The 14,365-nt window shown below is 37.8% G+C and carries 16 protein-coding genes; 5 read left to right on the top strand and 11 right to left on the bottom strand.

The window, feature by feature from the left end:
* Nucleotides 1-64 precede the first annotated feature (64 nt).
* Nucleotides 65-352 carry a DUF6509 family protein gene (locus tag OU989_RS00870; RefSeq protein WP_274795236.1) on the bottom strand — a complete coding sequence of 96 codons (288 nt, stop codon included), beginning with the start codon at nucleotides 350-352 and terminating at the stop codon, nucleotides 65-67.
* A gap of 155 nt (nucleotides 353-507) precedes the next feature.
* On the opposite strand from OU989_RS00870, the gene OU989_RS00865 reads away from it, so the two are divergent.
* Nucleotides 508-1,698 (top strand): alanyl-tRNA editing protein, encoded by a 1,191-nt coding sequence (locus OU989_RS00865; protein ID WP_274795235.1) that lies wholly within the window; start codon nucleotides 508-510, stop codon nucleotides 1,696-1,698.
* 36 nt (nucleotides 1,699-1,734) lie between these two features.
* Here OU989_RS00865 and OU989_RS00860 read toward each other — a convergent pair whose 3' ends face one another.
* Nucleotides 1,735-3,744, bottom strand: a complete 2,010-nt coding sequence (locus OU989_RS00860) for a methyl-accepting chemotaxis protein (protein WP_274795233.1) — start codon at nucleotides 3,742-3,744, stop codon at nucleotides 1,735-1,737.
* A 313-nt stretch (nucleotides 3,745-4,057) separates the two neighbouring features.
* Between OU989_RS00860 and OU989_RS00855 the strand changes: the two genes are divergently transcribed.
* Genes OU989_RS00855 through tatC form a run of 4 tightly spaced genes read left to right on the top strand, consistent with a single transcriptional unit; the run spans nucleotide 4,058 to nucleotide 7,624 of the window.
* Entirely contained in the window at nucleotides 4,058-4,807 is a 750-nt protein-coding gene (locus tag OU989_RS00855; RefSeq protein WP_274795232.1) for a gluconate 2-dehydrogenase subunit 3 family protein, read from the top strand.
* A 12-nt stretch (nucleotides 4,808-4,819) separates the two neighbouring features.
* Entirely contained in the window at nucleotides 4,820-6,532 is a 1,713-nt protein-coding gene (locus OU989_RS00850; RefSeq protein ID WP_274795231.1) for a GMC family oxidoreductase, read from the top strand.
* Nucleotides 6,533-6,560: 28 nt separating this feature from the next.
* Complete coding sequence (gene tatA, locus OU989_RS00845; RefSeq protein WP_036122204.1) at nucleotides 6,561-6,764, top strand: twin-arginine translocase TatA/TatE family subunit; 204 nt, start codon at nucleotides 6,561-6,563, stop codon at nucleotides 6,762-6,764.
* Nucleotides 6,765-6,775: 11 nt separating this feature from the next.
* Nucleotides 6,776-7,624, top strand: a complete 849-nt coding sequence (tatC, locus tag OU989_RS00840; RefSeq protein WP_274795230.1) for a twin-arginine translocase subunit TatC — start codon at nucleotides 6,776-6,778, stop codon at nucleotides 7,622-7,624.
* 14 nt (nucleotides 7,625-7,638) lie between these two features.
* On the opposite strand, the gene OU989_RS00835 is transcribed toward tatC, so the two are convergent.
* From OU989_RS00835 to OU989_RS00795, 9 genes are all read right to left on the bottom strand, one after another.
* A complete protein-coding gene (locus tag OU989_RS00835; protein ID WP_274795229.1) occupies nucleotides 7,639-8,454 on the bottom strand; it encodes a metallophosphoesterase in 816 nt (271 codons plus the stop codon).
* Nucleotides 8,455-8,759: 305 nt separating this feature from the next.
* A complete protein-coding gene (locus OU989_RS00830) occupies nucleotides 8,760-9,482 on the bottom strand; it encodes an amino acid ABC transporter ATP-binding protein (protein WP_274795228.1) in 723 nt (240 codons plus the stop codon).
* Nucleotides 9,475-10,134 carry an amino acid ABC transporter permease gene (locus tag OU989_RS00825; protein ID WP_036125759.1) on the bottom strand — a complete coding sequence of 220 codons (660 nt, stop codon included), beginning with the start codon at nucleotides 10,132-10,134 and terminating at the stop codon, nucleotides 9,475-9,477. The genes OU989_RS00830 and OU989_RS00825 overlap by 8 nt, the downstream gene beginning before the upstream one ends.
* 172 nt (nucleotides 10,135-10,306) lie before the next feature.
* Nucleotides 10,307-11,101, bottom strand: a complete 795-nt coding sequence (locus OU989_RS00820; RefSeq protein ID WP_274797252.1) for a transporter substrate-binding domain-containing protein — start codon at nucleotides 11,099-11,101, stop codon at nucleotides 10,307-10,309.
* Between the two features lie 323 nt (nucleotides 11,102-11,424).
* Nucleotides 11,425-11,784, bottom strand: a complete 360-nt coding sequence (locus OU989_RS00815) for a Na+/H+ antiporter subunit G (protein WP_274795227.1) — start codon at nucleotides 11,782-11,784, stop codon at nucleotides 11,425-11,427.
* Nucleotides 11,762-12,046: a Na(+)/H(+) antiporter subunit F1 gene (locus tag OU989_RS00810; protein WP_274795226.1), complete on the bottom strand. Its 285-nt coding sequence runs from the start codon at nucleotides 12,044-12,046 to the stop codon at nucleotides 11,762-11,764. The genes OU989_RS00815 and OU989_RS00810 overlap by 23 nt, the downstream gene beginning before the upstream one ends.
* Nucleotides 12,046-12,528 carry a Na+/H+ antiporter subunit E gene (locus OU989_RS00805; RefSeq protein WP_274795225.1) on the bottom strand — a complete coding sequence of 161 codons (483 nt, stop codon included), beginning with the start codon at nucleotides 12,526-12,528 and terminating at the stop codon, nucleotides 12,046-12,048. Before OU989_RS00805 ends, OU989_RS00810 begins: the two co-directional genes overlap by 1 nt.
* Nucleotides 12,528-14,033 carry a Na+/H+ antiporter subunit D gene (locus OU989_RS00800; RefSeq protein ID WP_274795224.1) on the bottom strand — a complete coding sequence of 502 codons (1,506 nt, stop codon included), beginning with the start codon at nucleotides 14,031-14,033 and terminating at the stop codon, nucleotides 12,528-12,530. Before OU989_RS00800 ends, OU989_RS00805 begins: the two co-directional genes overlap by 1 nt.
* Nucleotides 14,026-14,364: a Na(+)/H(+) antiporter subunit C gene (locus OU989_RS00795; protein ID WP_274795223.1), complete on the bottom strand. Its 339-nt coding sequence runs from the start codon at nucleotides 14,362-14,364 to the stop codon at nucleotides 14,026-14,028. Before OU989_RS00795 ends, OU989_RS00800 begins: the two co-directional genes overlap by 8 nt.
* Nucleotide 14,365 lies beyond the last annotated feature (1 nt).

The following is a 14,365-nucleotide window of genomic DNA, read 5'->3' as shown; positions in this document are numbered from 1 at the left end:
TAATCCTTAACTCCAGAAAAAAACAGGTAAAGAATATTACTCTCTACCTGTCCCTGCAATATTTTTATGCTTTTGCCATTTCTTCCTTACAGAATGTTAAAATTTCCTCTAGCTCTTCATCCTCTAATGCGAAATCTAAATATTCACCCTCTGCTTTTTCCATGATGAAATAGTTTAAAATAAATGGCTCCTCGCCCTTCTCACCAATCAGTACACGAATTTCTATACCCGCTTCGTGATATAGCTCATCATCCTCATCGATTTCTACATCTAAAATAAATTCGTAACGCTTACCTTCAATAATATTTGTTGGGTCTAAAATTTCTTCCATTGAGAATTGTGTAATTTCCATTATGCTAGCTCCTTTATCTTTAGCTGTTCCTTTCTATATTAAATCAATTTCAGCATGGGTCAACTAGAAAAGCCGTATACACCTGTAAGTAATTATGCCACAATAAAATGGAAATAATTTAGAGACTAAAATATCTACATAAAGGAGGCTTTTTCTTGAAAGAGCTATTATATTACCAAGACGTTATGTTACGTGAGTTTGAAGCTACGATTGTCAGTAAGGGGACTGATGAAGTTGGTCGTCATTATGTTGTGCTATCTAATACTGCATTCTATCCAACAGGTGGTGGACAACCTCATGACACAGGTACATTGGATGCTATTGAGGTCTTAGATGTCGAGAAAATTAACGATGAGATTCGTCATTATATTCAAGGTGACCCGTCGACTTTAGACGGTGTCGTCCATGGCAAATTAAATTGGGCTAGACGATTTGATCATATGCAGCAGCATGCTGGTCAACATATTTTAACAGCTGCATTTGTTGAACTTTTCAATGCACAGACTGTAAGTTTTCACCTAGGAAGTGAGCATGTCACGATAGATATTGCTACCGATACACTAACAGAACAACAGTTAGCAGCAGCGGAAGCAAGAGCAAATGATATCATTTTAGAAAACCGTCCAATTCAAACGACTTGGATTACAGAAAATGAGCTTGCCAACTATAATCTTCGCAAAGAAGTCGCTGTGACAGGAGATATTCGGCTTGTAATCATCCCTGATTTTGACTATAACGGCTGTGGTGGAACACATCCTGTATCTACTGGGCAAGTTACTGCCATTAAAATTCTTGGCACCGAGAAAATGAAGGGCAATGTACGCGTCTCTTTTGTTTGTGGGCAACGTGTCTTATCCGAGCTTGCTATGCGTAAAGAGGTTTTAGCTGATGTAGCTCGTCAATTAAGTGTACCAGAGGTCGAAGCTGCTACAGCACTTTCTAAAATTCTAGTCTCTCAAAAAAATACTGAAAAAGCACTTGCTGCCGCAAAAGAGGAATTACTAGCGTACGAAGTAAAAGCACTTGTTGCTGGGAACGAGGATGTAGTTGCAGCAGCCTTTAACCAACGAACAATGCAGGAATTGCAAAAAATAGCTCGTATTATTGTCATCGATAATCCAGATGTTACGGCCCTTCTTGCTTCAGAAAATGAAGGCAAATTGCAGTTCGTAGCAGCAAAAGGGAAAAATGTTGCAAAAAGCATGAAAGTCATTGCCGAAAAAGTACTACCACTTATTAATGGTAAGGGTGGCGGAAGTGACCAAATGGTACAAGGCGGTGGAGAATGTACAATTTCTAAAGAAGAGCTACTAGAAGTATTGCAAAACGCTGAATCCCACTATTAAAAAGTGGAGCTGTCACCAGCGACAGCTCCTACTTCTTTAATATTTAAATTTTTGAATGGCTCCATATAAACGTTTTGCCATTTCTGATAACTTCTCGGTTTGATTATTCATCGTTGTGACTGTTTTTATCTGTTCCGTTGTGGAAGCTGTTACCTCATGCACATAGTCACTAGCCGCATGTGCTGTAGCTGCCATTTCTTCCATAGAGGCTGAAACTTCTTCAGTATTTGCAGACATTTGTTCAGCTGAAGCATTCATTTCTTCAATTTGGCCTGCTATTTCTCCAACTGCTCGTATCATTTCCTCGAAGCGATTTCCTACTGCCTCGATTGAAGCTAATCCACGTTCCACGTTATGCTCACCAGATTCTGCAGCCTTTACTACTTCTAATGTGTAGGATTGAACTCGTTGAATTAACACATTAATTTTAGTAGCAGATTCTGCTGTTTGCTCTGATAGCTTACGAACTTCATCGGCAACAACAGCAAAACCTTTACCAGCATCTCCTGCACGAGCAGCCTCAATAGAAGCATTTAGTGCCAATAAATTGGTTTGATCAGAAATATCGGTAATCATTTTAGAAATTAAGCTAATTTCCTCTGACTCCTTTTCTAGTTTGTGAATAATGGTTAGCTCAGCTGTCGTACCTTGCTGAATCTCACTCATACGACAAATAGATTGCTGCACTGCATCGTTACTTTCACTAATTTTCTGGGAAATAAATTCTGTATTAGAAGCAATTGTTGAAGCAACTTCCGCAACATTTTGTATGCCAAGCGCCATTTGTTCCATAGCTGAGGCACTTTCTTCTGCCATAGAGGTTTGACTCTGTGCCCCTCTGTCTACTTCACTAATTGCACCAGCTATTTGCTCAGAATGTTTTGTGACTGCAATTACATCTCCCATTAAATCACATGAGGCATCGTTCACTGCGGTCGCTTCATGGCTCACTTTCGCTATCATTTCTCGCATATTATCAGTCATGCGATTTAATGCACGTGACATTGTCCCCATTTCATCAATTCGTTTCAAATATTTCTCAGGAATCTCTTGTGTAAAGTCACCTTCTGATAAGCCTTCACTTATACGCAGCACGTGACGGAGTGGTCTACTGACAGAACGCGAAATAGCAAAAGAAATGAAAAGGCCCAGTATCGAAACAATAATGGTTGTGACAATAAAGTTCGTCTTTAGCTTAGATAGTCCTGTAAACATCTCGTTTTCTAAAGCAATAACTCCCATTTTCCAACCGTTATTAAGCGTATGGAAGCCCATTAAGCTTGTTCCTGTATCTTCTGTTTTAAACGAAAAGTAGCCGCTTTTATTAGCAATCATTTCTTTTGCAGCTAATGCTCTGCCTGTCATGACACCCGTTTCCTCGGCTTCTTCGATGGGATTGTTCTGCTCCTTCACATAGGTATGATTATTATGACCAATGATAGTCCCTTTGGCATCGAGCATAAATGCATATCCATTGTCTCCAACTTTAATGCCCTCTACAATATTGGATAAATAATAGCCATCAATACGAGCTAATAATAAAGCTTGCTCGCCTGTGACAGTATTAATTGGTGAAACGATTAAAATGACTGGTTCACCCGTTACACGGCTAATTGTTATGTCAGACATAACTGACTTACCTGTAAAGCCTTCTTTTACATAATCACGATCACCTAATTCTGCGGTTGTATCATCTAAATAATGGGCAACCCCATCTGCTTTAATAATGCCAAATCCTAAATAATTTTCATTATTAGCAAGACGCTTTGACAAATATTGTTTTTGTTTTGCAAAGTCCATACTACGAACTGCCTCTTGCTCAGCAATTGCCTCAACTTCTACCAATGTTAGCTGGAAGTGTTCTTCTATGTATTTTGAAACATCCTCTGCTCTGGATACCAAATTGGATTCCACTTGTTCATTCATTGCCTTCGTACTATTTATCCAGGTGGATAGACCAAGCGTACCACATGTTACAAACACAAGCGCTATGATCGCAACGACTAATTTACCACCAATACCTTTTATCCACATTCCTTTTATCACACTACTTCCACTTTTAGCTATACTATTTCGCTTATTTATAACTACAGAGTAAAGTCACCAAAAGTAGAAGTCAACAAAAGTTTTCCATTTTGATTAATAAATGTATAATAATACCATTTATACTATTGATATAGTGCTAACCATTTTCTACAAATTTTCAACTTATAGGACAAAACTCGCTTTAGAAAGACAGAATATATTGCGCTGTTGGATGAAATTAAAACTTTTTCCAACAAAAATTGATTATAATCCACATTTTTTGCTGATTATTAAAGATAGAATCAGTTTAAAACATTTTGAGGGGAGGATTTCCATGAGTTCAGACAAAAACAATGTTTCGCGTCGAGACTTTTTGAAAACAACAGGTATTGCTGCTGGTACATTAGTCGGTGGTGGATTAATAGGAGGGCTAGTAGGTTACAACATCCATGGTAAAGGAACTTCTACTCTGGAGCATGGTGGGCATGGAACAACAAATGAGGCTACTGGTTCACCAAAGGCTAAGATGTTTTTTAGAAATGAAAGAGATTTTAGTATCTTATCAAATGCTACAGAACGCATCTTCCCAGAAGATGATTTAGGGCCAGGTGCTATAGGCTTGGATGTTCCCTATTTTATCGATCATCAACTTGCAGGTAATTATGGAAGTAACTCTAAAGAGTATATGCAAGGGCCATTTGACGTAGGTGCCCCTACACAAGGTTATCAAAGTCGCCTAACAAGAGCAGAGATTTTTAGACAGGGCATTCAAACGATGGAGGATGAAGCTCAAAAGCGATATAAAAAAAGCTTTAATGATTTAGATGGAAAACAAATGGATGAAATTTTAACAGCCTTTCAAAAGGGTGACATAGAAATGGTCGGAGTTACATCTGCATTCTTCTTTACACTCTTACGCGCGGCTACTTTAGAGGGTGCCTATTCCGATCCAATGTATGGAGGAAATCGTAATATGGATGGCTGGCGTATGAAGGGCTTCCCTGGCCACCAAATGGCTTATATTACACAAATAGAAGATACAAAGTTCCAAAAAATTGAGCCTAATCCATTAGGCAACCATTAAGGGGGTTAGAATATGGCTAAAACATTGCCGAGTGTAGACGTTGTAACAGTTGGTGTAGGTTGGACAGGTGGTATCGTTGCTGCTGAATGTGCCAAAGCTGGCCTAAAGGTGGTCGGTTTAGAGCGCGGACAAAAGCGTGGTACCGAAGATTATTTAAATGTTCATGATGAATACCGCTATGCCATACGATATGATTTAATGCAAAATTTATCCAAAGAGACGGTAAGCTTCCGTAATGATCGTAATATGAAGGCTTTGCCAATGCGCCAGCTAGGCTCCTTTTTACTTGGAGAAGGCCTTGGTGGATCAAGTACCCATTGGAATGGAATGACTTTCCGTTTCTTACCCTATGATTTTCAAATCAAAACGCTAACAGATAAACGTTATGGGCCAAACAAACTCGGTCCGGATTACCTCATTCAAGATTGGGGTTTAACATATGATCAGCTTGAACCTTATATGGATAAGTTTGAAAAAACCGCTGGTATTTCAGGGGATGACAAAAACACATTTAGTGGTAAACGTTCAAATCCTTATCCAACAGGTCCTATGAAAAAAACACCTATGCTTACGCAATTTGAAAAAGCTGCAAAAAACTTAAAGCTAACACCTTATATGGTGCCATCCGCCAACTTATCAGAGGTTTATAAAAATCCTGATGGTGAAACAATCAATGCTTGTCAATATTGTGGTTTTTGCGAACGCTTTGGTTGCGAATATGGTGCCAAATCTTCTGCAGAAGTTACGGTTGTTCCTACCGCTTTAAAGACAGGTAATTTTGATTTACGCTACAACTCGAATGTTGTCGAAATCTTAAAGCAAGGCAATAAGGCTACTGGTGTAAGATATATCGATACCGTGTCTGGAGAAGAATTCATTCAGCCCGCTAATGCTGTTGTCTTAACTAGTTATGTCTTTAATAATGCCAAGCTATTAATGGTCTCTAACATTGGAGAAAGATACGATCCTACTACTGGCAAAGGTACACTTGGTAGAAACTATTGCTATCAAATTTTACCTGGTGCTGCTGGATTCTTTGATGAACAATACAATACGTTTATGGGAGCAGGTTCTTTAGGTGTGTGTCTAGATGACTACAATGGGGATAATTTTGATCATAGTGATTTAGATTTTATTCATGGAGGAAATCTTGCCCTTACTCAGACAGGTGCCCGTCCAATTGGCTCAAATCCGACACCACCAGATACACCTACTTGGGGACCAGAATTTAAAAAGCAATCTATTTATTACTATACACGCTCCTTCGGGATTGGTGCACAGGGAGCATCTATGCCACATAAAGAAAATTATCTATCTCTGGATCCAACCTACAAGGATGCTTATGGCTTACCGTTAGTACAATTGACATACAACTTTACAGATCAGGATCGTGCGCTTCATAAATATATTTCTGCACGTGCGGCTGACATTATGAAAGAAATGGGCGCTAAAACGATTGTTCCAAATGCTGAAATTAAGGATTACAATATCGTTCCTTACCAAACAACGCATAACACGGGTGGAACAGTGATGAGTTTAACTCCAGAACAAGGCGTCGTGAATAATTATCTACAACACTGGGATGTTGATAATCTTTTCGCAGTGAGTGCTGGTAACTTTGCACATAATAGTGGGTACAATCCAACAGGCACATTAGGAGCACTTGCATACCGCTGTGCGGAAGGGGTTATAAAATATAGTCAATCTGGCGGTTCTTTAGTGTAAATACCTTAATTTAAAGGAGGCAAGACTTATGGGAGGTCTTGGAGCAATTGGAGTACCTGGATTAATCATTATTTTGGTCATTGTGTTAATTGTATTTGGTCCAAAAAAATTGCCCGAAATCGGTGGAGCAGTTGGTAAAACGTTTGCAGAATTCAAAAAGTCCACTAAGGGGCTTATAGACGATGATGATGATTCAGTGAAAAAGGTCGAAAAAAAATCTGATGCTTCGTAGGAGGGTTTCCTATGGATCCATATGAAGATGGAAAAAGAAAATATTTAAGCCCTCTCGATAAACCAGAAACTGAGCCTCCCCCACCAGTGGAGGCTTTAGTTGAAATGCCAACGGTAGTAGTTGAGGAGCAGGAGCATGTAGCAGATGAACCACTTATACCTGTTAATTCCATATTTGAACACCTTTCTGAGCTACGTAAGCAAATTATAAAAGGGTTAACCGTATTTATTTTATTTTTTATTGTTGTTTTCTCTACTATCAATATTTGGTTTCCCTTTGTAACTCGAGGCCATTCTCTCATTATATTAGGACCCCTTGAGGTCGTTAAATTTTATATGACTATTTCGACTACTTTAGCATTTGGTCTTTCTATGCCTTTTCTCGTTCATTTTTTGTGGAGTTTTATAAAACCAGGGTTAAAGGAAGAGGAAAGCCGCTTTCTAGGTCTCTATGCACCAATTATGCTAGTCCTTTTTTTATTAGGAATAGCTTTCGGTTACTTTGTTGTAAACCCGCTAAGTTACTCGTTTTTAGTGAGCATAGGAGCAACTAATTTCGATGTCATGGTATCAGCGAGTGAATATATGCATTTTTTAATCATGACCACAGTACCACTTGGCTTATTATTTGAGTTACCGATTGTCGCCCTTTTCTTATCAGCCATTGGTGTACTAACTGCTGAATCCATGAAAAAAATAAGAGGTTGGTCTTACATCGCAATGGGCGTAGGTTCTGCTGTTATCACGCCACCTGATTTCATTAGTCAGCTCCTTGTGTTAATACCGATGATTATTTTGTATGAAATAAGCATATACCTTGTCAAACGTATAGAACGTAAACAAATTGAAAGCACTGCGTAAATTGAACGCAGTGCTTATTTTTTCTTTAAATCCATCACAATAATTTCTGGAAGATTCAAAATGCGATAGGGTACAGAGCTATTGCCTAATCCACGGCTAACTACCATCTTAGTGGATGCAGCTTCGTAGACACCAGCCGTATATTTTGGAAACAGCCCCTGACCTGGTGCAACTAGACCACCAAGCCCAGGAATACGAACTTGCCCACCATGCGCATGTCCCGAAAAGACTAAATCTATGTGATAATTTACATACGTATGAAATACTTCTGGTCGATGCGCTAGTAACAGCTTAAACATGTCATCTGGTAAATAAGCTGTTGCAATGTCCAGCATGTCTTCTGTTGGTCTACCCATTAACGGATCCTCAATTCCAACAATCGCCAAACGCTCCCCGTCGCGCTCTAAAACAGTCGATTCATTGGCCATTATATGTACCCCTAACGATGACAGCGCCTCATAAATTTCATTCACCTTATTCGTCGCTACTTCATGATTTCCCAGTACATAATAAACATCCGTTATTGCAACTAGTCCTTTCACTGCCTGAAGGCTTTGTTCTAAATCATAGCGATTGCTATCAATAACATCACCCGTAATAAAAATATAGTCAGGATTCGTAGCCTTAACCTTAGCAATCAATTTTTTTTGGTTGTCGCCAAAGAGGGCATCGTGTAAATCTGATACTTGTACTATGCGTAGCCCATCAAAGCTAGCAGGCACTTTTTCCGATTCGAACACATGCTTACTTACAACGAGCCAGTGATTGTTTACGTACAAAAAAATGACTATAAAAACGACAAAGAAAATACCATATAATAATTTTTTCAATCGCAATCGCTCACTTTGTGGCTACTTTTTTCAGAAAAAAACTCTGACTTCTCTATTATAAGCAAAAAACAGAGTGATTGTAAGTATATGCACCGAAATTACAAAGAATGCATTGGGATAAGCTATCCTACCGAAAGTGATAGAAGATCTTCAATACTAATTCACTAGATTATAAGCATAGTTTTTTAAAATATAGTCTCTATAATCCTTTCCTATTTGTAGGAACAGAAATTTTCCCTATTCCTGTTAATAAAAAAACACATTTAGCACTCAATTAGGTAGGAGAGCTAAATGCGTTTCGTTATTTATAAAACCTTCTCTAAGAAATCCTTCGCACGCTGTGTTGATGGGGCTGTGAAAAACTGTTCGGGTGATGCGTCCTCAATAAGCTTGCCGCCATCAAGGAAGAGAATACGATCAGCAACCTCACGAGCAAAGCCCATTTCATGCGTCACAATGAGCATGGTCATACCAGTATCTGCAAGACTTTTCATAACATCCAATACCTCTTTAACCATTTCTGGGTCAAGCGCTGATGTAGGCTCATCAAATAATATGACTTTAGGGTCCATCGCTAGTGCACGTGCAATAGCAACACGTTGCTTTTGTCCCCCAGATAAGCGATTTGGATATTCGTGACGCTTCTCAAAAAGACCAACTTTTTTTAGTAACTCCTCAGCCATTTTCACTGCAGCAGCCTTGTCCATTCCTTTAACATTGATTGGAGCATACGTTAAATTTTCGAGCACTGTTTTATGAGGGAAAAGATGAAAATGCTGAAATACCATCCCTACTTCTTCCCGTATTTTCATAATATTTGTCCCTTTATCTGTAAGGACATCACCTGCAATCGTTACCTTTCCACTTGTAGGAGTTTCCAACAAGTTTAAGCAGCGAAGAAAGGTCGATTTACCTGATCCAGAAGGTCCAATAATCGCAATTACTTCTTTTTCCTTAATTTCAGTTGAAATACCTTTTAATACTTCATTCTGTCCATACGATTTGTGTAAATCCTCAATTTTAATCACTTTTTCTCATTCCTTTCTCAATTCGTTTACCAAGGAACGTTAAAACAAGCGTCATGAGATAATAGATGACCCCTGCAAAAAGTAATGGCTCAAGATAACGGTATGTTGAACCCCCTACAATATAGGCGCGACGCATAATATCTAATGCACTAATAACTGTTACAACAGCTGTTTCTTTATTTAATGTAATAAATTCATTCACTAAAGATGGTAAAATATTTTTTACTGCTTGTGGAATAATAATATCCTTCATCATTTTTGCATATGGAATACCAAGAGCTTGTGCTGCTTCCATCTGCCCTTTATCCACTGCATTAATACCGGCACGGATAATTTCCGAAATATAAGCACCCGAGTTTAGACCAAACGCAATAATGGCTGTTGGTATAGGTTCAATTTGAATATCTAATAATTGTGGTACTGCATAATAAATAATTAATAATTGTAATACAAGTGGTGTACCACGGAAAATCGACGTATAGAAATCTGCAAACCAACGTAAAACATTGACCTTTCCAATTTTACATAATGCTAAAAGTATACCTACAATAAAACCGATGATGGATGCACCGATTGCAATTTGAAGTGTAACACCTATCCCTTTTAAAATATAAGGAATAGAGGGAACAATCGCCGTAAAATCTAAATTCACAGCGCTCCCTCCTTTCTTTTTCAACTTAATACAGCTTTTATTTTTTGCACCGAAGGCACAATCTCACGTACAGAAAATTCATAAATAAATCTAGACGAGGTTGTGCCGAGGCGGAATTGATAAAAAGAAAAGCACAAGCGATAGCCCAAATAGGAGCTATCGCATGCTTTAATTATTCAACTTTTTCTAACCATTTTTCTTCTAGCTCTTGAATTTTGCCTTCATCAGCTAGTTCTTTTAATGCTTTATTAATTTTATCTTTTAAATCGCTTCCTTTTGGAACCGCGATCGCTTTGAAATCTTCTGGTTGTTCTTCTACAGGGAAGGCTTCTAATTGATCATTTGTTTTTAAATAACCTTTCGCAACGCCACCCTCTAAAATACCTGCGTCTAAGCGTTTAGACATCATATCTTGAATAATCTCAGGAATACGTGTACGTCCTTCTACTGATACATCTACTTTTTTCGCGATTTCATTACCTAAATTTTCTTGAATAGATGCTGTTTGTACACCAATTTTTTTACCAGCCAAATCAGCCTCTTTTTTAATACCGCTATCCTTTTTAACAATGATTACTTGCTCTGTTTCATTGTATTTATCAGAGAAATCAACCACTTTTTCACGTTCTGGGTTCGGCGTCATACCAGAAATAACGACATCAATTTTTCCTGCCTGTAGCGCTGGTACTAAACTATTGAAGTCCATATCTTGCACTTGCATATCAACGCCTATTTTTTCGCCAACTAACTTGATTAAATCAATATCAAAGCCAATAATTTCTTCGCCTTTCGCTGCGTCCACATATTCAAATGGTGCATAGTCAGCTGATGTACCAACTTTTAATACCTGCTTGTCCTCTGTATTAGTATTTGATCCTGCATTGCTAGCATTATTATCTTTACTGCCACATGCGACAAGTACACCTATTACAAGTACAAGCATTAACAAGAATAACTTGTTCTTCATCATTTATACTCTCCTTTTATTTATAATTTATTGTGTATGAGAATACATTTCTCGAAAATAGTCGATTGGATATTTATTCATGTTAAAGAATAAAAAATCTATCTGCTAATTAAGATATACTCTTTTGAAATAATAATCAAGACAAACTAAAAAAAATTTAGTGAAATATTATATACATAATTTTCAGATAAGTCAATTTATTTATTTTTCATAAAGGCTTTACTATACTATTTTCCGAAAGCTCGAATATTATCCATCGTTCGGTAAGTAAAAAATTAAAATTTCGAGTTAATAAAAAAGACCCCCATATGGAGGTCCAGCGCTTATTTTTCTTCTTTAAATAGCTTAGCTTTTAGCTTATCCTCTCCAGAGCCTTCTGCTAATGGAACGCGAGAACGATAGGCGGCCCGACAAATTAAATGTCCTGCGACGGGAGCTGTCACAAAGACGAATAGAATACCTAAAATTAAACGTACACTGACAAAGCCATCATGCACCCAAAAGTAAATAAATGCACCTAATAGGCATGTTAATACTGATAACGTGGAGCTTTTGGTAGCAGCATGTGATCGTGTATAGACATCTGGTAAGCGAATCATACCAAATGCACTAATCATACTCACAATTGAACCTATAAGAATAAGGATGACTGCTGCCCACTCAATCATTTGATTTACGTTCAACAATCACACCTCTTTCTATATATTTTGTAAAGGCAATTGTTCCAATAAACGCTAATATACCTAAAATAAGAATAGCTTCTAGGTATGCCTTTGTTTTTAAAATTATTGATACGATGGCAATGGCTGATAATAGATTTACGCCAATTGTATCAAGAGCTATAGCTCGATCAGGCATTGATGGACCACGAATAACACGGTACAGCGATAATGCAATGGAGATACTAAAGAAAGCCAGTGCTAAAAGTAAAATATTATCAATCATTAACGTGTCACCTCCATTATTGCTTGTTCAAATTTCCCAATAGAGCGTATGACAGCATCTTTGGACTGTTCAATATCCATGGCATGAATATAAAAAACATCCCCCTCTTCTGATACTTCCATAACGACAGAACCTGGTGTTAGTGTAAGCAATAATGCAAGTGCTGTAATTTCCCAATCACCCTTTAATACTGTTTTATAAGTGAAAATACCAGGTGTAATAGTAAGCTTTGGCGTTGTAATTTGTCTTAATACGCTATAGCTTGATAAAAATAGCTCCCAATTAAAAAGCCATAATAACTTTATAATGGAAAATACTCGTCGCAAGTAAAATTGGGTGCCATAAAAACGGTGCATAGCATATAAAATACCCACTCCTACGATAAAGCCCATTAAAAATGTCGAAAATTGGGGTGTCACTTCATCCTGTAAGAGTAACCAAAGTGTTGCAATAAATAAATTCAATATAAACTGCATTGCCATTATTTATTCACCTCACCTTGCCATAGTTCCCCATCTAATACTGCATCAATATAAATGGAAGGCGTATAAAGTGTTTCTGCCGCATCCGTTACAAAAGGAGCCAATTTCTCTGCTCCAATTCCTAAGCCAATTGTACAAGCAGCCAGTAATGTTATAGGTAGCAAAATTCGCTTGGGTAATGGCTTTTCATCTTCCAAGCTAATAATGGTTTCTCCAAAAAAGGAGGAGAGGAATATTCGCAGCAGTGAATACAAAACAATTAAACTAGAGAAAAATCCTAGACCTAATAGAACAAAATGGCCTCCTTCTATTGCTCCTTGTCCGATTAAAACTTTCCCTAAAAAGCCACTTAAAGGGGGTATACCTGCTAATGAGCACATGGCGATGAAGAACATCCATCCAAAAAAGGGATAATTCCGGATAAGCCCACTCATTTTATCTATGACCGTTTCCCCCGTAACATAAATCATCATGCCCACTGCTAAAAAAAGCATTGCCTTAGCAACCATATCATGCATTAAATAATAGATAACACCTTGTAAAGCAGACTCTGTACCAATCGCTAAACCAGTGACTATAAATCCAACTCCAATGAGCACATTGTATGAAGCAATCGTTCTAACATCGCGCCCTGATAGAGCACCGATACAACCTGCTACGATCGTTATCCCTGCCATTATACCAAGAGCCATGTGTGTCACTTCAGTGTTATTAGGGAAAAGCAATGTAAACGTCCGCACAAGTGCATATATCCCAACCTTTGTTAATAATGCCGCAAATAAAGCCGCTATGGCAGTTGGTGGTACACTATAGGAGCCAGGCAACCAGAAGAATAATAAAAGTCCAGCCTTCAAGCTAAAGACGATTAAGAATATTAGCGCCACTGTTGTAATGAGAGGATTCGCTCCTGCCTCCATGACACGAACAGAAATATGGGCCATATTTAAAGTACCAACTGTACCATATAGAAAGGCTAAAGCTACTAAGAAAATCCAAGAAGCAACAATATTAATTAACACATATTTTAATGCTTCTCGTAGTTGAATTTTTTCGCCACCTAGACTGATCAATGCATAAGAAGCGAGCAACATTACTTCAAAGCATACAAATAAGTTAAAAATATCCCCTGTTAAAAATGAACCATTAACCCCTGCAACCATAAGCAGAGTAAATGGATAAAAATACATCTTTTCATATCCAAGCTCCATTGTAAAAATTGCATATAGCATACAAATAACAGCTACAAGATTGGCCACTAATACTAATAATATTGCAAAAGAATCTGCAACAAACGATATACCAAAAGGTGGTGCCCAACCACTAAAATCAATTCGCATCACACCTTGCTCTTGAATCTCTAGTAATAAAATGATGCTAATAATAACGATAAAGCTTAAAGTCAGTAAACTAATGATGCGTTGTAAAATAACATGCTCTTTTAAAAATACCAGTAAAATGGCAGTAATTACCGGTACAATTAATGGTAAAACAATCATATTACTCATCCGGCGTACCTCTCATTTCATCAAAATTACCTGATCCATTTGTTTTGTACGCTCGATAGCCTAAAACGAGAACAAAAGCTGTAACAGCAAAGCTAATAACAATGGCTGTTAAAATTAATGCCTGTGGTAATGCATCTGTATAAGGACCCTCTGATTCCCCTAATAACGGTACATCCCCTTTTTTAAGACCTCCCATTGTCAGAATCAGTAAGTGGGCAGCATGAGATAAAACAGCTGTTCCTAAAATTACACGCAATAACTGCTTAGAGAGGATTAAGTACGTCGCAACAGCTACTAATATACCGACTAAAACAAGTATTAAAGATTCCATT

The sequence above is a fragment of the Lysinibacillus irui genome (assembly GCF_028877475.1).
GTDB lineage: Bacteria > Bacillota > Bacilli > Bacillales_A > Planococcaceae > Lysinibacillus > Lysinibacillus irui.
The sequence above is the reverse complement of the archived record's forward strand: the minus strand, read 5'-3'. Positions and strand labels throughout refer to the sequence as shown.